Below are 19,541 nucleotides of genomic sequence, written 5' to 3'. Positions count from 1 at the left end.
CTTTTCAGGGAGGGGGGACCGTTGGGGGTTGGGTGGGTTTGGGCGCCTTCTTCTCTGCGGGCTGTTCCCCCGCCCTAGCAGGGGAACCAGATCACCAGATCCGAACGCGCTGCTCCGGCGTCAAATACAGCTTCTGCCCGGGAGTCGGCTTGTACGCCGCGTACCAGGGATCGAGATTCCGCACGACCCACGCCCGCTGCTGCGACGGCGAGTGAGGATCGGTCAGCAACCGGTTGCGAAGGTTGGCTTCGCGGTAGTTGCGTCGCCAGACCTGCGCCCAGCCGAGATAGAAGCGCTGGTCGCCGGTAAAGCCGTCGATCACCGGAGCCGCCTTGCCGCCGAGCGCGGTATGGTAGGCATCGTACGCCACCGTCAGGCCAGCGAGATCGGCGATGTTCTCGCCCATCGTGAGCTGGCCCTTCACGTGCATGCCGGGGAGCGGTTCATAGGCATCATATTGCGCGCCGAGCTTGCCGGTGAGTGCGTTGAAGCCGGCGATGTCCTTTGCCGTCCACCAGTCGGTGAGCTGGCCCTTGGCGTCGTATTTCGAGCCCTGGTCGTCGAAATGATGGCTCAGTTCGTGGCCGATCACCGCACCGATGCCGCCGTAATTGACCGCGTCGTCGGCCTTCGGATCGAAGAACGGCGGCTGCAGGATCGCGGCGGGGAAGACGATCTCGACCATGCCGAAATTGGCATAGGCGTTCACCGTCATCGGCGTCATGCCCCATTCCCAGCGCTGCAAGGGCTTGCCGAGCTTGGAAATATTGTCCTGATGCTGCCATTCGTTCGCACGCCACTCGTTGCCGAACGCATCGCCCGACGTGATCGTCAGGCCGGAGAAATCCTTCCACTGGCTGGGGTAGCCGATCTTGGGCGTGAAGGCGGCGAGCTTGGCGTGTGCCTTCACCTTCGTCTCGGGCGCCATCCATTCGAGCTTGTCGATCCGGCGGCCCATCGCGGCGAGCACGTTCTTGACGAGCTTGTCGGCTGCGGCCTTCGTCTCGGGCGGGAAATACTGCGCGACGTAGAGCTTGCTGACCTCGTCGTCGAGCGCGCCGGAGGTGAACTGGACGCCGCGCTTCCAGCGGGCTTCCTGCTCGGGCGTGCCGCCGAGGACGGTGCCGTAGAACGCGAACTGCTCGGCATCGAACGCCTTGGGGAGGACGTCCGCATAGCCGTCGAGCGAGCGCAGGATCAGCTGGTCCTTGAGCACGCCGATCGGCGCGGTCGAGACGAGTTTGGCGATGCCTGTGATCGCCGAGGGCTGCGCGACGATGACGGTCGGGACGGGCGTGCCGATGCCCTTGAAATACGCGTCGAAATCGAAGCCGGGTGCGCGCTTGACGAGGTCGGCGACGGTCATCTTGTTGTAGGTCTTGGTGGCGTCGCGGCTGTCGACGCGGGTCCAGCTGACCTTGGCGATCTCGGTCTCGAACCCGAGCAAGGCGGTGGCGCGGGCCTCGGCATTGGGTTCGCCGGCGAGGGTGAGCATCTTGACGATGTGCGCGCGGTAGGCGTTGCGCGCCTCGACCAGTTTCGCGTCCGCGCTGAGGTAGTAATCGCGGTCGGGGAGGCCGAGGCCGGACTGGCCGAGCGAGAGCGCGTATTGCTCGGGCGACTTGTCGTCCTGGCCGACGCCGCCGCCGAACGGGCCGCCGATGCCGGCGCGGTCCGCTTCGGCGAGGAGGGCAGGGTATTGCGCGCGGTCGGTCAGCGCGGCGATCTTCTTCAGCCACGGACGGATCGGCGCGAGCCCCTTGGCCTCGATCGTGCCGGTGTCGAGGAAGGTCGCGTACGCGCGGCCGATCTTCGAATTCGCGTCCTTCGCGGCGGTGTCGAGGATGCCGCGGGTGCGCGTCTCGGACAGGTCGGAGAGGAGATTGAACGAGCCGTAGTTCGACTTGTCGGCAGGGATCGGAGTGGTCTTCGACCAGTTGCCGTTGGCGTAGTTGTAGAAATCGTCGCCGGGCTGGACAGTCTTGTCCATGCCCTTCTCGTCGAAGCCGAACGTGCCGTATTGCGCGCCGGTCGAGGTGGCGGGTGCTGGCGGGGTCGGCTCAGCCGTTTGCGAGATGGCGGCGGTGACGCCGGTGATGGCGGTTGCGGCGAGCAGGCCGGCGACGATGAAGGACTTCATGGGGTTCTCCGGGGAAAGCTTAGTCAAACAAGATACCGTTCGCCGATACCGTTCCCCTGCGAAAGCAGGGGCCCAGGGTCACACACGGCGTCTTTCGTGACCCTGGGCTCCCGCTTTCGCGGGAGAACGGTAGGAGTTCGGGTTACCAGATACGGACGCGGTTGGCGGGGGCGAGGTAGCTCTTCTCGCCGGGCTTGGCGCCGAACGCGGCGTACCACGGGTCGAGGTTGCGCACCGTCAGGACGCGCTGGTGACCCGGCGAATGCGGGTCCGACAACAACGTCTGCTGGAGCGCGGCGTCGCGGAACTTGGTGCGCCAGACGCCCGCCCAGCCGTAATAGAAGCGCTGGTCGCCGGTCGTGCCGTCGATGATCGGCGCCTGCTTGCCGCCGAGCGACTTGTGGTACGCGTCGTACGCCACCGTCAGGCCCGCCAAGTCGGCGATGTTCTCGCCGAGCGTCAGGCCGCCCTGGATGTGCTGGCCGGGAAGCGGTTCGTACGCGTCGTACTGCTTCACGAGCGCATCCGTGAACACCTTGAAGCGGGCGACGTCCTGCGGCGTCCACCAGTCGGTGAGCTTGCCGTTGAGGTCGTATTTGCGGCCCTGGTCGTCGAAGTGGTGGCTGATTTCGTGGCCGATCACCGCACCGATACCGCCGTAATTAACCGCCGGGTCCGCCTTCGGATCGAAGAACGGCGGCTGCAGGATCGCGGCCGGGAACACGACTTCGTTCATCGTCGGATTGGCGTAGGCGTTGATCGTCATCGGCGTCATGAACCACTCGCCGCGATCGATCGGCTGGCCGAGCTTCTTCAGGTCACGATCATATTCGAACGCGTTGGCGCGCGCGACGTTACCGACGAGATCGCCGCGTTGGATCTGGAGCGCGGAATAATCGCGCCACTTGTCCGGATAGCCGATCTTCGGGGTGAAGGCGGCAAGCTTGGCGAGCGCCTTGGTCTTCGTCTCGGGCGCCATCCATTCGAGGTTCCGGAGACGCTCGCCCATCGCGGCGATAACGTTCTTGACGAGGTCGTCGGCAGCGGCCTTCGACGCGGGCGGGAAATACTTCGCGACGTATTGCTGACCGATCGCCTCGCCCATCGCGCCCGACACGGTCGAGACGCCGCGCTTCCACCGGACCTGCTGCTCGGGCGTGCCCGACAGCGTGGTGCCGTAGAAGGCGAAGTTGGTCTTGTCGAAATCGCTCGACAGATACGGCGCGTACGACCGCAGCACCTTGAGCATCGCATAGTCCTGGAGGACGTTGATCGGCGTGTCGGCGAACACCTTCGCCTCGCCGGTCAGCGCGCTCGGCTGCGCGACGAGGTAGAACGGACGGCCGGTGACGCCCATCGCGGTCATGTATTGCGCCCAGGGGAAGCCCGGTGCCTTCGCGGCGAAATCGGCGGCGGTCCACTTGTTGTAGGTCTTTTCGGCATCGCGGCTCTCGATCCGCGTCCAGTGCGCGGTGGCGAGGCCCTTCTCCATGTTGAACACGGCGGCGGCGCGGGCGGCGGCGTTAGGCTCGCCGGCGAGCGTCAACATCCGCGAGAGATACGCCTCGTATGCGGTACGGATGGTGGCGAGCTTGGCGTCGTCCTTGAGATAATAGTCGCGGTCGGGGAGACCGATGCCGCTCTGGCCGAGGCTCACGACATAGGTGGTCGGGTCCTTGTCGTCCTGCTGCACGCCGACGCCGACGAGGCCGCCGACGCCCTGGCGCTGGAGCTTTGCGATTTCGGTGACGAGCGCGGTCTTGTCCTTGGTCGCCTTGAGCGCGGCGAGCATCGGCTTGACCGGCGTGGCGCCCTTCGCGTTGACCGCAGCCTCGTCCATGAAGCTGGAGTAGAAATCGCCGACCTTGTCGCCGGGCGTCTTGGCAGAGACGTCGAGGATCGTGCGGGTGCGTTCGAGCGACAGGTCCTGGAGGACGTGGAACATGCCGTAGGACGAGCGATCGGCGGGGATCGGCGTGGTCTTCACCCAGCCGCCGTTCGCGTAATCGAAGAAGTCGGTGCCCGGCGTCACGCTGGTATCGCGGCCCGCCATGTCGAAGCCGAAATCGCCGATTTGTGGCTTGTTGGCGTCCTTGGCGGCGACGGGGCCCTTCGCAGCCTTGGCGAGGGTCGGCGACGGAGCGTTGGTCTGGGCGAAAGCCGACGCGGCGGACGCGAGCAGGATCACGGTAACAATCGACTTGCGCATCAAGGGACCTCGGGAGAGACTGCAGGATGCGGTGTGTTCTACGCCGATAGGACGGTCCGTCAATTCCAAGCGGTGTCAAATGTTACGAAATACTACGCCGCGCGATTATCGTGCCGATGCCGCCACTTGCGCGCGATCCACAACCGCCAGCCGAGCGCGCTGAGCGCATAGCCGCCGACCGAACAGACGACCGTGATGACCAGCAGGCCGAGCGCAGTGGCGGGGCCCGCCTGCATCAGCCACGGAATCCATTCGGTGCGCGCCGCGGCGTTGGCGACGGGTTGGCCGGGCACATGTTCGTCGAGCCGAAGCATCGACGAGCCGATCCAATAGGCCGCGATCCAGAGCGGCGGCGTGGTCAGCGGGTTGGTGATGAAGGTCGTCAGCGCCGCGGTCGGCACGTTGGCGCGAAACGGCAGCGCGAAGATCGCCGCGACCGGGGTCTGCGCGACCGGGATCAGGATGCCTGCGACCATGCCGAGCGCAACGCCGCGGGGGACCGATCGACGGGTGAAGCGCCAAAGCTCGGGCGCGAGAACGCGGTGCGCGACGGGACGCAGCAGACGGTTCCGCTCCATCGATTCGCGGGTCGGCAAGTTGCGACGCGACCACGCCGCGAGGCGCCCGAAGATACTGCCCGGCGCCTTCGACACAGGCTATCCGCGATCCCGCATGATCCGGCCCTGCTCGCGCTTCCAGTCCTGTTCCTTCACCGAATCGCGCTTGTCGTGGTTCTGCTTGCCCTTGGCGAGCGCCAGTTCGATCTTCGCGCGCCCCTTCGAGTTGAAGTAGATCATCAGGGGCACGAGCGTCATGCCCTGGCGCGCGACCGCCCCGAACATCTTGTTGATCTCGCGCTCGTGGAGCAGCAATTTGCGCGGCCGCTTGGGCTCGTGGTTGAAGCGGTTGCCGTGGCTGAATTCGGGGATGTTCGAGTTCACCAGGACGACGTTCTTGCCCTTCACCTCGGCATAGGCCTCGGCGATCGAGCCCTCTCCGCCCCGCAGCGCCTTCACCTCGGTACCGGTGAGCGCGATGCCCGCCTCGAACACCTGCTCGATATAATAATCATACCGCGCGCGCCGGTTCTCGGCGACGATCTTGGTCTTCTCGAAGGTCGGGGGTTTAGGACGTGCCATGGGATGCGCGATGTAGGAGGTCGCAGGGCTTAGGGGAAGCGGGCGCGGTCGTTATTAGGTACGCTGCTTTCCTTCTCTCCTCGCCCCTCCCTGGAAGGGAGGGGTTGGGGGTGGGTCGGGTTCCGCATATTCGAACGGTGGTGGCTCGAGCTGGCCTACCCACCCCCTGCCCCTCCCTTCCAGGGAGGGGGGACCGTAGTGGCCCGGTTAGATGAGGTGTGCGTGCTCCAGCGCTGCATCGACCGCCGCGCGTGACACCTCACCCGCCGGGGTCATCGGCAGGCGGAGGGTTTCGGGGAAGCCTGCCCGCACCTTCGTCATCGCGTACTTCACCGGGCCCGGCGAGGCGTCCGTGAAAAGCGCCTCGTGGAGCGGGTAAAGCTGGTCCTGATACGCCAGCGCCTTGACGAAATCGCCCGCCTGGCAAGCAGCCTGGAACTCCGCACACAACTTCGGCGCGACGTTCGCCGTTACCGAGATACAGCCGGTGCCACCCATCACATTGAACGCCAGCGCCATGTCGTCATTGCCCGACAGCTGGCAGAAATCCGGGCCACACGACGCGCGGTGCTGCGAGACGCGGGCGAGGACGCCACTGGCATCCTTCACGCCGACGAAGACGTCGGGGAACGCCTTCACGATCCGCGCGAGCGTCGCCGGCTGGATATCCGTCACCGTCCGCGCGGGGACGTTATAGAGGATGATCGGCAGCGGGGTCGTCTGCGCGAGCGCTTCGAAATGGCGGAAGATGCCCTCCTGCCCCGGCCGGTTGTAATAAGGCGGGACCATCAGCGCGGCGTCGGCGCCGGCGTCCTTCGCGGCGCGCAGGTTCGCGGAAGCGACGCGTGTGTCATTCGAGCCTGCGCCGGCGATCACCGGCACGCGACCCTTCGCCTGGTCGACGCAGACACGGACGACGTGGAAATGCTCGTCGTAGGACAAGGTCGCCGCCTCGCCGGTGGTGCCGCACGCGACGAGGCCCGACGAGCCCTCGGCGATCTGCCATTCGATGAAGTCGCGGTAAGCCGGTTCGTCGAAGCTGCCATCGGCGGCGAACGGCGTGACGAGCGCGGGGATCGATCCTGAAAACATGCGGTAGCCTGCGTCCATACTAGAAGAGAAGTCTGGCCTGTTGCGCCAAATACCGGGCGAAATCCGGATTTCGTTCAGGACAGATACGGGTTGGAGGCGTATGCTGTCCACATGGTAGCATCGATGTTGAAAACGAGCCTTCTTCTTGCAGTCGTCGCACAGACCGCTGTTTCCTCGGGCGCCATAGGGGATGGGGGTCAGCAAACGCTAGATCGATACAGCACGCAGCTGGCCAATATGGGGCCCAATGCGCAGCCGATGGCGACGGACGGCGCGATCGCCTCGACCATCGCCCAGTGGCGGGCGTTGCAGCAGACCGACGCGCTGCCGTTCGACAGTTACGCAGGCTTCCTGATGGCGCATCCGGGCTGGCCGAACGAGACCGCGAACCGCCGCGCGGCCGAGCGCAAGGCGGCGACCGCTTCTCCTATGAGCGTCGTCGCGTTCTTCCGCCGTTATCCGCCGCAAACCGCATCGGGCGGGGTCGCCTACGCGCGGGCGCTGCAAGCGACGGGCGCACGGGATCAGGCGTATGCGGCAGTGCGGACGGCGTGGCGCAGCGCCGGACTGACGCCGACCGACGAGGCGATGGTGACGTCGGGCTTCCCCGGCGCGCTGACGCCGGACGATCAGGACGCGCGGATGGATGCGCTGTTGTGGGCGGGCCAGACCGGCGCGGCGCAGCGGCAGATCGTTTGGACCAGCGCCGCGCGACGGCCGATATTCCAGGCCCGGCTCGCGTTCCGGACGAATGCGCCGAACGCGTCGGATATCTCGGCCTCGACGCAGAGCCTGTATGCGAACGACGCGGGCTATGTCGCCGACCGGGCACAGTGGTTGCGCAATTCGGGGGCAAGCCCTTCGGCGCGGGCCTGGCTGGCGCGGCCTCGGTCGCTTGTGACGCGGCCGGGCAATGCGGCGGAATGGTACGAGGTGCTCGTCACCAACGCGAACGGCGCGGCGAACGACGGGCAGTATCAGGTCGCCTACGACATCGCGCGGCAGATCGACGATGCGTATCCGGTTGGTACCGACGTCTCGACGAAATCCTATGCCGAGCGTGACGAATACACCAATCTCGCCTGGCTTGGCGGACGCGTCGCGATGAAGCAACTCGGGCGCCCGGCGGATGCGATGACGCTGTTCGACCGGTACGCGCGGGGCTCGCGCTCGCCTCAGGTGCGATCGAAGGGCTATTATTGGGCGGGCCGTGCGGCGGAGTCGGCCGGGTTGGCGCCACAGGCGGCGGCATTCTACGGCCAGGCGGCGGGCTACCGCGATCAATATTACGGGCAGCTGGCGAACGAGCGGACCGGGCGCCCGCTGGTGGCGCCGCCTTCGGTCGCTTCGGTGGCGGTCGATCCAGCCGCACGCGCCGCGTTCGACCGGCGCGAGACGGTGCGCGCGGTGAAGTTCCTCGGGCAAATCGCCGACTGGCAGGACCAGACCGCGTTCGTCCGCCAGATCGCGGCGGACGCGACGACCGATACCGATCATCTGCTCGCCGCCGAGCTGTCGAAGAGCATCAACCGCCCCGATCTCGGCGTGATGGTCGGGCGCAGCGCGCTGGCGAACGGGCTCAGCGATTATTCTGCGGTCGGCTTCCCGATGGTGTCGGTGCCGGCGGGGTATGAGGATAACTGGACGATCATCCACGCGATCTCGCGGCAGGAGAGCCAGTTCGATCGGGCGGCGGTGTCGCATGCCGGTGCGCGTGGGTTGATGCAGTTGATGCCGGCGACCGCACGCGAGCAGTCGGGGAAGATCGGGCTGGCCTACAACCAGGCGGCGCTGACGACCGATCCGAACATGTCGATCATGCTGGGGTCGAGCTATTTCCAGCGGGTGTATGCCAATTACGGCAGTTATCCGCTGGCGGTGGCGGCGTATAATGCGGGCGGCGGCAACGTGAACAAATGGCTCCGCGCGAACGGCGATCCGCGGACCGGTTCGGTCGATATCATCGATTGGGTCGAGGCTATCCCGTACCAGGAGACGCGCAACTATGTGCAGCGCGTGCTGGAAAATGCGGTGGTCTACGATTTGATGAACCCCGCGCGGGCGAAGAGCCGGGGGGCGGCGCGGTTGTCGTGGTATCTGGGGAAGAACCGGCCTGGTTGATCTGTTCCCGTCACCCCAGCGAAAGCTGGGGTATCCCGGTTGTCGGTCGAGCAGGAGCCGCGGAAGACCTCAGCTTTCGCTGGGACGACGGTTGAGGCTAGAGTGTCCGGCATGGACCGCCCGAACTACATCACCCCCGTAGGCTACGCCGTACTTCGTACCGAATACGAGCAACTCCTGTCGACCGAGCGCCCGGCGTTGGTTGAAGTCATTTCCTGGGCGGCAGGCAACGGCGACCGGTCCGAGAACGGCGATTACATCTACGGCCGCAAGCGCCTGCGCGAGATCGACCGTCGGCTCGGCTGGCTGTCGAAGCGGATGAAGGCGGCCAAGGTCGTCGATCCCGCCGCGCAAGGTGATCGCTCGCGGGTCTGGTTCGGTGCGTGCGTGACGGTCGCCGACGAGGATGACGTGGAGCGCGTGCTGACCTTGGTAGGCGACGACGAAACCGACGCGAGCAACGGGCGGATCGGCTGGAACTCGCCGTTCGCGCGCGCCTTGCGCGGGGCCGCGATCGGCGATGTGCGCCGGGTAGACCTGCCGGCAGGCGAGCGCGAATATGAGGTGATGGCGATCGAGTATCTCTGACCTCGCGATCCTCCCCCGCCAGGGGGAGGTGGCTGGCGCTTGCCAGACGGAGGGGGAGGTAAGGGAAAACCGCTGTTCCGTGTCCTCCCCCTCCGTGACCTTCCCCTAGCGGGGAAGGATCGCAAGTTCCCCTGTCAACGATGCGTTTCGATCTACGCGAATTGACCTCGGCCCGCTCCCGTGTGACGTTTCGCCCTCGCAACGATACCGAGGACTCCCCATGCCGATACCCGCCACTTGGTCCGCCCGCTTGCTGAGCGTCATGCGCATCGTCGTCGCGCTCGTGTTCTTCAGCCACGGCATCTCGAAGTTCTTCGGCCTGCCGCCGTTCCCGATGCCGATGAACCCGCTGCTCTACGTCGCGGGCGTACTCGAAGTCGTCGGCGGCGGCATGCTGATCATCGGCCTGTTCACGCGCCCGGTGGCGTTCGTGCTGTCGGGCATGTCCGCGGTTGCGTATTTCATGGCGCATCTGCCGCAGGGCCCCTTCCCGATCGCCAATGGCGGCGAGGCGGCGGTGCTCTACTGCTTCGTCTTCCTGTATCTCGCGGCAGCCGGCGGCGGCGCGTGGAGCGTGGACGCGGGGCGCGCGCGCGGCTAATCCAGGCCGCATGATCGATACCACAACGCGCAACGTCGCCCTCCTGATCGACGCGGACAATGCGTCCGCGGCGACCCTCGACCCGGTGCTGACCGTCCTCGCCGAGCTCGGCACGGTCAACGTCCGGCGGGTCTATGGCAATTGGTCGAAGCCCGCGCTGAAGGCGTGGAGCGACATGTCGATCAAGCACGGCATCGAGCCGCAGCAGCAGTTCGACCTGACCAAGGGCAAGAACGCGACCGACATGAAGATGACGATCGACGCGATGGACCTGCTGTTCCGCGGGCGGATCGACGGGTTCGGCATCATGTCGTCGGACAGCGATTTCATGCCGCTCGCGACGCGTATCCGGCAGGATGGGATTCCGGTCTACGGCTTCGGCACCAGCCGCACGCCGGAAGGGTTTCGGCAGGCGTGCACCCGGTTCATCGACGTCGGCGCGTTGAACGAGACGTCGCAGGCGATGCCTGCGCCGACCCCGGCCCCCGTGGCAGGTGAGAAAGCCGCGACACCGGCCCCGGTCGCTCGGCCGAAGACCGCGCAGCCGATCGACGAGCAGGTCATCAAGCTGCTGATCGACGCCTACAACGCCGTGAAGCGCGACGAGAAGGGCTATGCCAGCGTCGCCGAACTCGGCCAGCTGGCGGGCAACCGGTCCAGCTTCGATGCGCGCAACTACGGGTTCAACCGGCTGTCCGACCTGATCGAGACGATCCCGAACTTCCAGCATGAGCGCCGCGAAGGTGGCCGGTCGTTCGTGAAGCGGCTGCGGTAGACCTTCCCCCCTCCCTGGAAGGGAGGGGTCGGGGGTGGGTCGGCTTCCGCATCGTGAAACCGTGGCGACCAAAGCCGGCCTACCCACCCCCAGCCCCTCCCTTTCAGGGAGGGGAGCGCCTTTCACCTCACCCCGTCGGCTGCAACCGCCCACCCGGCTCGCTCATACCGTGCGCCTGTTCCTCGCTATCGTCGGGCACGACCAGCGCGCCCTTCCGCCAGTTCCCGTAGCGATAATACCACGCCGCGATCGCCAGCGTCGCAAGCGACCCCAGCGGGAAGCTCCACCACAACGCATCCGCCCCGAGCCACGGCTTCGCCAGCAACGCAAAGCCGATCCGCACCGGATACAGCGCGACGATCAGCGCGATCAGCGGCGCGATCACCGCCCCGTTCGCGCGGACCGTCGAGAACAGCACCATCGTCATGCCGAACAGGATGAAGTTCCAGCTGGCGATCAGCTGGATATGCCGCGCGATCGGCAGCGCGGGGCTGTCGCTGCCGATGAACAGCGTCATCACCGGGCGGTCGAACAGGATCACCACGCCGACCATCGCACCGGTCAGCGCCACGTTGAACAGCAGGCCGTACTTCGTGATGTCGCCGACCCGGTCCCAGCGGCCCGCGCCGATATTCTGCGCCGCCATCGAACTGACCGCCGCGCCGATCGCAAGCGCGGGCATCTGGATATAGGTCCACAACTGCTGCGACACCGCATAGGCCGCCGCGGTATCGACGCCGAGTCGGTTGACCAGCCCGACCATCGCCAGCCCTGCGGTCGACATGACGAGCATCTGCGCGCCCATCGGCAGGCCCTTCTGGACGATCGTCCCGGCCAGCGCGCGCTCGGGGATCAGGTAGCGGAGTTCGTTGCCGCGCAGCCGCAGCGGTAAGTCGCGCTTGTAGATGTAGACGATCAACCCGAGCAGCGAGACGTGGCTTGCGATCAGCGTCGCCATCGCCGAGCCGGCGATCCCCATCTGCGGAAACGGTCCGATACCGGCGATCAGCAACGGGTTGAGCCCACTGTCGAGGATCGCACTGAGCAGCATGAACCAGAGCGGGGTCATCGAATCGCCGGTCCCGCGCAGGCCCATCATCAGCAGCACCATCATCATCGACGCGGGCAACCCGAGGAAGATCACGCGCAGATAGGCGAGCGCGAGCGGCATCGCGTCGCCGGGGGTGGCGAGCAGATGCAGGATCTCGGGCGCGAATACCCAGCCGAGCGCGGCGATCACGATCGCTCCGCCGAGCACCAGCCCGACCGCCGAACCGAACGCCCGACGTGCGCCTTCTAGGTCGTGGCGGCCGAAGCTCTGGCCAACCAGGATCGTCGCAGCCATGCCGAAGCCGAACACCGCGCCGAAGGTGAGGAACATGATGATGTTGGCGTTCGAGGTGGCGGCGAGTGCGCCTTCCCCGAGATAGCGCCCGACCCAGATCGCGTTGATCGAGCCGTTCAGCGACTGCAGGATGTTCGAGCCGAGCGTCGGGAGCGCGAACGCGAGGAGCGTGCGGCCGATGTGTCCGGTGGTGAGATCGCGCTGGCCCGGCTTGCCGCGGGGGCGGTCGGGTTTTGTGCTAAATGGTTCTTGGGAAACGGTGCTGGTTTCGACGTCGGATGGAAGGTCGCTCACACAGTCTCTCCGTTAGGCCGAACTCGGTCCGGCAACCACCGGCGGACGGTCAGGCGCCCTGTCATAACTGCCTAGCCGCGGAGTGAACTCCGGAACAAGCCGGTAGGTCCCGCGCGCGCGAACAACTATACCGCCCCGGCGGAGGCCGGGGTCCAATTGGAAAGGTCGAAGTAACGAAGCGCTGGCATAGTTAGCGACGTCCGCCAATTGGACCCCGGCCTCCGCCGGGGGGGAGCGGACGCACCCATCCTGCTGGTTTGAAGGACGAAGGCTACCCTCGATCGGCACCGCCTTCGCCTGTAACGAATACCCCCTCCTCGTCCGCCACCCCAGCGAAAGCGGGGGTATCTCGATATCGGGCGGCCGGTGCATTTACTGAGTGGGATACGCCCGCTTTCGCTCGGGTGACGGGCAGCGCATTCCCCTCCCGCTTGCGGGAGGGATCATGGGAGGGCGCGACGTACGTACTGGCGTCCGGACAGTGAGGCACGCCCCTCCCCCAACCCCTCCCGCAGGCGGGAGGGGAGCAGGTCAGCCCAGGCGTCCCAATGCTGCGTGCAACCGCGCGGCTTCGGCAGCCTTATCAGCGTGGTCGGCCTTGGCCTTTTCCACGGCTTCGGGCTTGGCGCGCTCGACGAAGCTGGCGTTGCCGAGCCGGCCCGACAGCGCATCGCGTTCCTTCTCCGCCGCCGCGATCGCCTTGGTCAGGCGGGCGCGTTCGGAGTCGAGATCGATGACGCCTTCGAGTGGCAGGACGAACGTCGCCTCGTCGACCACGACCTGCGCCGCGCCGCCGGTGGCTTCACCGTCCGCATGCGCAACGCGGGCGAGACGCGCCAGCGCCGGCGCCTGGCGTTCGAGCCGCGCCAACGTCGCCGCATTCGCATCGCGGACGTAGAGCGGCAGGCGCGCGCCCGGCGGTACGTTCAGTTCATTCCGCGCGGTGCGGATTTCCTGAACCAGGCGAATCAGCCAATCGACCTCCTTGCTCGCTTCCGGATCGAGCGACCGCGCATCCGCCATCGGCCACTGCGCGACGATCAGGTCATGATCGCGAGGGCCCATCGCGTGCCACAGTTCTTCGGTGATGAATGGCATAAACGGGTGGAGCAGCACCAGGATCTGGTCGAGCACCCAGCCGGCGACGGCCTTCGATTCGTCATCGATGACGCCGCGCTCGTCGCCGACCATCTGCGGCTTGATCAGCTCGAGATACCAGTCGCAGAACCGGCTCCACGCGAATTGGTAGATCGCGTTGGCGGCGCCGTCGAAGCGGTAGTCGGCGAGCGCGAGGTCGACCGTCTGGACGGTCGCGATCGTCTCGGCGATGATCCACTTGTTGACCGCGAGTTCCGCGCGCGGTGCCTCCAGCGTGGTGCTGGCGACGATGCCGTTGGCCTGTGCGAACCTAGCCGCGTTCCACAGCTTGGTGGCGAAGTTGCGATAGCCCTCGACGCGCTTCTCATCCATCTTGATGTCGCGGCCCTGGCTCTCCATCGCCGCCATGAAGAAGCGCAGCGCGTCGGCGCCGTACTGGTCGATCAGCCCGAGCGGGTTGACGACGTTGCCCTTCGACTTCGACATCTTCGCGCCGTCCGCCGCGCGGACCAGGCCGTGGAGGTAGAGCGTGCGGAACGGCACGTCCTTCATGAAGTGCAGCCCCTGCATCATCATCCGCGCGTTCCAGAAGAACAGGATGTCGAAGCCGGAAATGAGCACGTCGTTCGGGTAGCGCCCGCCTAACTGCTTCTGCTCCCTCTCCCCTGCGGGGAGAGGGTCGGGGTGAGGGGTCGTACCGGGCGCTGCGCTGCTTGGCTGCCCCTCACCCTGGCCCTCTCCCCGCAGGGGGGAGGGAACGGCACCTTCCTCAGGCCAGCCGAGCGTGGCGAAGGGCCAAAGGGCGCTGGAGAACCAGGTGTCGAGCACGTCGGGATCGCGCGTAAGGCTCACGCCCTCGCCTGCTAAGGCCTGCGCTTCCGCCTCGGTTTCGGCGACATACGGCGTACCATCCGGACCGAACCACGCCGGAATCTGGTGCCCCCACCACAGCTGGCGCGACACGCACCAGGGCTGGATGTTGTCCATCCAGTTGAAGAACGTCTTCTCCCACGTCTTCGGCACGATATCGATCGCGCCGGTCTGGACCGCCTCGATCGCCGGTTGCGCGAGCGTCTTCGCGTCGACATACCATTGGTCGGTCAGCCACGGCTCGATCACCACGCCCGAGCGGTCGCCATACGGGGTCTGGATCGTGCGCGGCTCGGCGTCGTGCTCTTCGCCGTCCTTGTCGACGTGCGGGATCAGGAAGCCTTCGGCCTTCAACCGCGCGACGACGGCTTTCCGCGCCTCCACCGTCGTCAGCCCGAGCAGGTCGTCTGGGATCAGCCCGTCCGAAACCTGCACCACCCGCGCCTTCGCATCGAGCATGTTGAGCATCGACCCGGCGGCCATCCCTGCCCGCTTGCCGACCTCGAAATCGTTGAAGTCATGCCCCGGCGTGATCTTCACCGCGCCAGACCCGAGTTCCGGATCGGCATGATCGTCGGCGATGATCGGGATCAGCCGGCCGGTGATCGGCAGCTTCACCTGCTTGCCGATCAAAGAGGTATAGCGCTCATCCGAAGCGTTCACCGCCACGGCCATGTCGGCGAGCATCGTCTCCGGCCGCGTCGTCGCCACCTCGATAAAGCCCGACCCGTCGGCGAGCGGATAGCGCAGGTGCCAGAAGCTGCCCTTGATCTCGCGCGTCTCGACTTCGAGGTCGCTGATCGCGGTGCCGAGGCCCGGGTCCCAGTTCACCAGGCGCTTGTCGCGGTACAGCAGCCCCTCCTTGTGCAGGTCGACGAACACCTTCAGGACGGCCTTCGAAAAGCCCTCGTCCATCGTGAAGCGCTCGTTCGCCCAGTCCATCGAGCAGCCGAGCCGGCGAAGCTGCTGCGTGATCTCGCCGCCGCTCTCTTCCTTCCACGCCCAGACCTTCGCAACGAACTCCTCGCGCGTCATGTCCGTGCGCTTCTGCGGGGGATTGAGCGCGCCCATCTGGCGCTCGACCACCATCTGCGTGGCGATGCCCGCGTGATCGGTGCCGACCACCCACAACGCATCCTTGCCCTTCAGCCGCGCGTGGCGCGTGAGGATATCCTGCAGCGTGTTGTCGAGCGCGTGGCCGATGTGCAGCGAGCCCGTCACGTTGGGCGGCGGGTTGACGATCGTCCACGGCTCGGCGTTCGGACGGTCGGGGCGGAACTGGCCGCTGGCCTCCCAATGCGCGTACCAGCGCGATTCGATGGAGGCCGGGTCGAAGGTTTTGGGAAGCTCGCTCATGCACGGAGCCTTAGCGAGCGTGTCCGGGCTAGGCCAGCCTCAGCTACGCCCGCTCAAGTCCGCGCGCGCCTCAGATACGCGCGCTCAAGTCCGCGCCCCGGGCTTGTCGAGCACTTGCCGGATCCGCTCGTTCAATTCGTTGCGCCGATACGGCTTGCGGATCAGTTCGAACGACCGGCTGCCCTCGTCGATCGCCTCGTCCGCAAAACCGGTCGTCAACAGCACGGCGGTGCGCGGATAATCGCGCCGTACCGACTGCGCCAAGGTGACGCCGTTCATCCCGCCGGGCATCAGGATGTCGGTGAACAGCAACGCGAAGTCCGAATCGCGCGCCAGCGTGTCGAGGGCTCCGCGCGCGCTGTTGACCAGCACGACGTCGTAACCGAGATCCTCCAGGATCGTGCGTCCGAGCTCGCCGACTTCCGCCTGATCCTCCACCATCAATACCCGCTCGGCCCCACCGGACCGCGGCGCGACGGGTGCCGAAGGCTTGCGCTCGACCGCGCCACTCGCACGCGGGAAATACAGCGAGAACTCCGCCCCGCCATTGTCGCCATTCCGCACGGTGGCGAGACCGCCCGACTGGCGCATGAAGCCGTAGACCATGGCCAGCCCGAGCCCGGCGCCCTTGCCCATTTCCTTGGTCGTGAAGAACGGTTCGAACAGCTTGTCGGCGGTGGCAAGGTCGATGCCCGGGCCGTCGTCGCAGATACTGACGACGACATATTCGCCGGGTTCGAGCTTCGCGACGCTGGCGTCCTCGGGCAGCACCGCGTTGCGCGTCGCGATCGTGACCTTGCCGGTGCCGCCGGTCGCGTCGCGCGCGTTCGAAACGATGTTCAGCAGCGCCATCTCGGCCTGGACCGGATCGACGCGGCAGTTCCACAGGTTAGCGGCCAAGTCGCGCTTGAGCGTGATGCCGGTGCCGATGCTGCGCTCCAGGATCGCACGGAAATCGCCGATCAGCTGGTTGAGGTTCATCAGCCGATCGCGCAATTCCTGCTTTCGCGCGAACGCGAGCAATTGCTGCGTCAGCGTGGCCGCGCGCGAGGCCGAGGTCGAGATCGCGTCGACCGCGCGTCGGGCAGAGCGATCGTTCGCGTCGATCCGCGCGTCGAGGATATCGGCATAGCCCTGGATGACCTGCAACAGATTGTTGAAATCATGCGCGATCCCGCCGGTCAGCTTGCCGACCGCCTCCATCTTCTGCGCCTCGTGGAGCGCTTCCTCGGCCTCGCGACGGCGCGAAATATCGAGCTGGCTGGCGAAGAAATAGCGCAGCTCGCCATTCTCGGCGAAGACCGGCGACACGAACAGCGCATTCCAGAACGTCGATCCGTTCTTGCGGTAGTTGAGCAGTTCGACCGCGACTTCCTCGCGCTTTTCGATCGCCGCCCGGACCTCGGCGACCGCAGCCCGGTCCGTCTCGGGGCCCTGGAGGAAGCGACAATTCTTGCCGAGGATCTCGTCCTGCGAATAGCCGCTCATGAACGAGAACGCCTCGTTACAGAAGATGATCGGGTTGTCGTCGCGGTGCGGGTCGGTCACGACCATCGGCATCCGCGTGGTCTGTACGGCGGCAAAGAAGATGTCGCTGCCCGCGTCGGCAGGCGCGATACGGTTGCTCGGCCTTCCCTCGACCGGAGCAAGGGTCGGGGCCTGCTGGGCTACCGGATTTTGCGTGCTCGGATCGGACATGGAAAGCGTAACCCCGGCAGAACCACACAGGTTCCCGCCGCGGCGACGCGAAGATTAAGGCTGCTGGTTCATGATCTTGGCGATTTCTCGCGCGACCATGTCCTCGACCATATGCGGCAGGTTCGCATCGATCCACTCGCGTAGCATCGGCCGCAGCATCTCGCGGACCAGCCCCTCGAGCGTACCGTCGCTGTTGGTGTCGGGTTTGATCATCATCCGCGTCAACGCTTCGAGCGGCGCGCGCGTTGCGGCGGCGGTTTCGCGCGACACGATCGACTCGGACGTCGCCTCCGCGGGCGGCGCCTGGACCTGTGCCTGCGGCTTGGCTGCGGCCTGACGCGGTTCCGGCGCGGCATCGACCGACGTCAGTACCGGGGATTTCGGCGTGCGGGGTGTACGGTCGACCATCGGCATCGGATCGCTCAATTCGAGAATTTCATCGTCGTCGTTCTCGTCGTCGAGATACGCGGCGTCCCGATAGGCGGGCTCCTGATACCCCTGGGCAGGCTCGACCGGTGCCGACATCGTCCGCGACGGACGGCGCGACCGGCCGGGCGTGTCGCCCTCTTCGGCGATGATGCGTTTGATCGACGAGAGGATTTCCTCCATCGACGGCTCGCCGTTCACGTCCCCCATCCGGACCATCCCAAACCCCGTAGCCGCGCACACCCCTATTGGCGGCTCGGCGCCGCCATACCTGTGGTTAAGGCGGGGTTCCTGTCAACCGGCGTATCGAGCAACGGGTCGCGTTGTGGCGCGACGCGGGCATCCTGTGCGGGCGATTGGGCGGTACTGGTGGCGACCGGCACCGGCTCGCCATCGCCGCCGAAATCCCAGATCTTGTGGCGGACGCGCTGATAATTGGCGACCGGATCGTACAGCACGCCGCCGTCGAGCCCGAGATCGCGCGCCTCGGCCTGCCCCATCGCCGCCAGCAACGCGAAGCCCGCGACATAGGCGTCGCGTCGAGCAGTGACGAGAGTCACTTGGCTGTTGAGCAATTCCTGCTCGGCGTTGAGGATGTCGAGGATGGTACGCGTGCCGACGCTGTTCTCGGCGCGGACGCCCTCGAGGCTCAGCTTGTTGGCGTTGACTGCGGTCTCGGACGACTGGATCACCTGCTCGGACGAGCGCCACGTGGCATAGGAAGACCGCGCCTGCGAGATGACGTTGCGTTCGGTGGCGGTCACGTTCTCGATCGCGCGCGACTGCAACGCTTCGGCCTGGCGGACCTGCGCGGCGGGGCGGCCGCCCTGGAACAGCGGCAAGGTCAGCGACAGTCCGGCCTGCACCGCCTTGTTCGCGTTGGGCGTGCTGCCCGCGCCGATGCCGCCGCCGCTCGGTGGAATCGAGTTCAGATAATTGGTGTAGCTGGCGCCACCGACCGCGCTAATCTGCGGCAGGCGGCTCGCACGCGCGACGCCGACGTCGTAGCGGGTCGCGTCGCGCTCCTTGGCGGCGGCGATCAGCACGGGATTATTCTCGATCGCGACGGTCACCGCCGAGGCGGGGCTGTCGGGCAAATGCGGCAGGGTCGGCGGCGCTTCGAGAACACCCGGAGGGCTGCCGACCAGCTGGATATAGTTCTCGCGGCTGGTGATCAGCTGCGCCTGTGCCGACTGGAGCTGCGCACGGGCAAGCGCCAGACGCGCATCCGACTGCGCAACGTCGGTCCGCGTCAGGTCGCCGACCTGGAACCGGTCGCGGCTCGCCTGAAGATTGACGTCGAGCACGCGGACATTCTGCGTGTTCAGGCCGACGATCGCCTCGTCGCGGATCACGTCCATGTACGCGGCGACGACGTTGGTGAACAGATCGGCCTCGGTGCTGCGCAGCGTCGCACGCCCGCCCTCGACGCGGGTCTTGGCGGCGGCGACCGAATTGCGCACCTGCCCGCCCAGATACAGCGGCACGGAGACGTTCGCCCGCGCCACGCCCTGCCGCTGCGGCGCCAGGAAGTTGTTCGCCGCATTGACGACGAACTCGGTGTAATCGCCCGTCGCATTGGCCGACGGCAGCCCGGCCGCACGGGCGATCGGGACGTTCTCGTCGGTCGCCCGCTGCGTCGCACGCTGGCCGGTCAATGTCGGGTTGGTATTATAGGCCTTCGCCAGCGCCTCGCGTAGCGTCTCGGCCTGAGCCGGTGCAGCGCTATAGATCAGCGCAACACTCACAAGCAGACGGCGGATATGAGCGGTGCGCGGCATGCTGAGCC

The 19,541-nt window shown here is 66.4% G+C and carries 14 protein-coding genes; 4 read left to right on the top strand and 10 right to left on the bottom strand.

What is annotated here, in order from left to right:
• Positions 1-91: 91 nt before the first annotated feature.
• The 5 genes from H8S47_RS11360 to dapA all read right to left on the bottom strand — a co-directional run bounded on the left by H8S47_RS11360 (position 92) and on the right by dapA (position 6,580).
• A complete protein-coding gene (locus H8S47_RS11360; RefSeq protein ID WP_187503976.1) occupies positions 92-2,140 on the bottom strand; it encodes a M13 family metallopeptidase in 2,049 nt (682 codons plus the stop codon).
• A 142-nt stretch (positions 2,141-2,282) separates the two neighbouring features.
• The gene (locus tag H8S47_RS11355; RefSeq protein ID WP_187503975.1) at positions 2,283-4,349 is read right to left on the bottom strand and encodes a M13 family metallopeptidase; all 2,067 of its coding nucleotides are present in this window, start codon (positions 4,347-4,349) and stop codon (positions 2,283-2,285) included.
• A gap of 92 nt (positions 4,350-4,441) precedes the next feature.
• Complete coding sequence (locus tag H8S47_RS11350) at positions 4,442-4,927, bottom strand: DUF2062 domain-containing protein (RefSeq protein WP_187503981.1); 486 nt, start codon at positions 4,925-4,927, stop codon at positions 4,442-4,444.
• Positions 4,928-5,005: 78 nt separating this feature from the next.
• Positions 5,006-5,488 (bottom strand): SsrA-binding protein SmpB, encoded by a 483-nt coding sequence (gene smpB, locus H8S47_RS11345; protein ID WP_055879372.1) that lies wholly within the window; start codon positions 5,486-5,488, stop codon positions 5,006-5,008.
• Positions 5,489-5,695: 207 nt separating this feature from the next.
• Positions 5,696-6,580: a 4-hydroxy-tetrahydrodipicolinate synthase gene (gene dapA, locus H8S47_RS11340; protein ID WP_187503974.1), complete on the bottom strand. Its 885-nt coding sequence runs from the start codon at positions 6,578-6,580 to the stop codon at positions 5,696-5,698.
• Positions 6,581-6,691: 111 nt separating this feature from the next.
• Between dapA and H8S47_RS11335 the strand changes: the two genes are divergently transcribed.
• The 4 genes from H8S47_RS11335 to H8S47_RS11320 all read left to right on the top strand — a co-directional run bounded on the left by H8S47_RS11335 (position 6,692) and on the right by H8S47_RS11320 (position 10,665).
• Positions 6,692-8,701: a lytic transglycosylase domain-containing protein gene (locus tag H8S47_RS11335; RefSeq protein WP_187503973.1), complete on the top strand. Its 2,010-nt coding sequence runs from the start codon at positions 6,692-6,694 to the stop codon at positions 8,699-8,701.
• Positions 8,702-8,812: 111 nt separating this feature from the next.
• On the top strand, positions 8,813-9,289 hold the full coding sequence (greB, locus tag H8S47_RS11330) for a transcription elongation factor GreB (protein WP_187503972.1): 477 nt from the start codon (positions 8,813-8,815) through the stop codon (positions 9,287-9,289).
• A 220-nt stretch (positions 9,290-9,509) separates the two neighbouring features.
• Complete coding sequence (locus tag H8S47_RS11325) at positions 9,510-9,890, top strand: DoxX family protein (RefSeq protein WP_187503971.1); 381 nt, start codon at positions 9,510-9,512, stop codon at positions 9,888-9,890.
• 10 nt (positions 9,891-9,900) lie between these two features.
• The gene (locus H8S47_RS11320; protein ID WP_187503970.1) at positions 9,901-10,665 is read left to right on the top strand and encodes an NYN domain-containing protein; all 765 of its coding nucleotides are present in this window, start codon (positions 9,901-9,903) and stop codon (positions 10,663-10,665) included.
• Positions 10,666-10,792: 127 nt separating this feature from the next.
• Here H8S47_RS11320 and H8S47_RS11315 read toward each other — a convergent pair whose 3' ends face one another.
• The 5 genes from H8S47_RS11315 to H8S47_RS11295 all read right to left on the bottom strand — a co-directional run bounded on the left by H8S47_RS11315 (position 10,793) and on the right by H8S47_RS11295 (position 19,533).
• Positions 10,793-12,304 (bottom strand): MATE family efflux transporter, encoded by a 1,512-nt coding sequence (locus H8S47_RS11315; protein ID WP_187503969.1) that lies wholly within the window; start codon positions 12,302-12,304, stop codon positions 10,793-10,795.
• Between the two features lie 531 nt (positions 12,305-12,835).
• Complete coding sequence (locus H8S47_RS11310; protein ID WP_187503968.1) at positions 12,836-15,628, bottom strand: valine--tRNA ligase; 2,793 nt, start codon at positions 15,626-15,628, stop codon at positions 12,836-12,838.
• Positions 15,629-15,712: 84 nt separating this feature from the next.
• Complete coding sequence (locus H8S47_RS11305) at positions 15,713-17,326, bottom strand: histidine kinase famiy protein (RefSeq protein WP_187503967.1); 1,614 nt, start codon at positions 17,324-17,326, stop codon at positions 15,713-15,715.
• A 54-nt stretch (positions 17,327-17,380) separates the two neighbouring features.
• Positions 17,381-17,962, bottom strand: coding sequence for a DUF2497 domain-containing protein (locus H8S47_RS11300; protein WP_187503966.1), 582 nt, complete (start codon positions 17,960-17,962; stop codon positions 17,381-17,383).
• 35 nt (positions 17,963-17,997) lie between these two features.
• Complete coding sequence (locus H8S47_RS11295) at positions 17,998-19,533, bottom strand: TolC family outer membrane protein (protein WP_187503965.1); 1,536 nt, start codon at positions 19,531-19,533, stop codon at positions 17,998-18,000.
• Positions 19,534-19,541 lie beyond the last annotated feature (8 nt).

The sequence above is a fragment of the Sphingomonas albertensis genome (assembly GCF_014358075.1).
GTDB classification, from domain to species: domain Bacteria; phylum Pseudomonadota; class Alphaproteobacteria; order Sphingomonadales; family Sphingomonadaceae; genus Sphingomonas; species Sphingomonas albertensis.
The sequence above is the reverse complement of the archived record's forward strand: the minus strand, read 5'-3'. Positions and strand labels throughout refer to the sequence as shown.

Excerpts from the sequence above, each read along its gene's own strand:
- H8S47_RS11360 (WP_187503976.1), bottom strand. The coding sequence starts at position 2,140 with ATGAAGTCCTTCATCGTCGCCGGCCTGCTCGCCGCAACCGCCATCACC.
- H8S47_RS11355 (WP_187503975.1), bottom strand. The coding sequence starts at position 4,349 with ATGCGCAAGTCGATTGTTACCGTGATCCTGCTCGCGTCCGCCGCGTCG.
- H8S47_RS11350 (WP_187503981.1), bottom strand. The coding sequence starts at position 4,927 with ATGGAGCGGAACCGTCTGCTGCGTCCCGTCGCGCACCGCGTTCTCGCG.
- smpB (WP_055879372.1), bottom strand. The coding sequence starts at position 5,488 with ATGGCACGTCCTAAACCCCCGACCTTCGAGAAGACCAAGATCGTCGCC.
- dapA (WP_187503974.1), bottom strand. The coding sequence starts at position 6,580 with ATGTTTTCAGGATCGATCCCCGCGCTCGTCACGCCGTTCGCCGCCGAT.
- H8S47_RS11335 (WP_187503973.1), top strand. The coding sequence starts at position 6,692 with ATGGTAGCATCGATGTTGAAAACGAGCCTTCTTCTTGCAGTCGTCGCA.
- greB (WP_187503972.1), top strand. The coding sequence starts at position 8,813 with ATGGACCGCCCGAACTACATCACCCCCGTAGGCTACGCCGTACTTCGT.
- H8S47_RS11325 (WP_187503971.1), top strand. The coding sequence starts at position 9,510 with ATGCCGATACCCGCCACTTGGTCCGCCCGCTTGCTGAGCGTCATGCGC.
- H8S47_RS11320 (WP_187503970.1), top strand. The coding sequence starts at position 9,901 with ATGATCGATACCACAACGCGCAACGTCGCCCTCCTGATCGACGCGGAC.
- H8S47_RS11310 (WP_187503968.1), bottom strand. The coding sequence starts at position 15,628 with ATGAGCGAGCTTCCCAAAACCTTCGACCCGGCCTCCATCGAATCGCGC.
- H8S47_RS11305 (WP_187503967.1), bottom strand. The coding sequence starts at position 17,326 with ATGTCCGATCCGAGCACGCAAAATCCGGTAGCCCAGCAGGCCCCGACC.
- H8S47_RS11300 (WP_187503966.1), bottom strand. The coding sequence starts at position 17,962 with ATGGGGGACGTGAACGGCGAGCCGTCGATGGAGGAAATCCTCTCGTCG.
- H8S47_RS11295 (WP_187503965.1), bottom strand. The coding sequence starts at position 19,533 with ATGCCGCGCACCGCTCATATCCGCCGTCTGCTTGTGAGTGTTGCGCTG.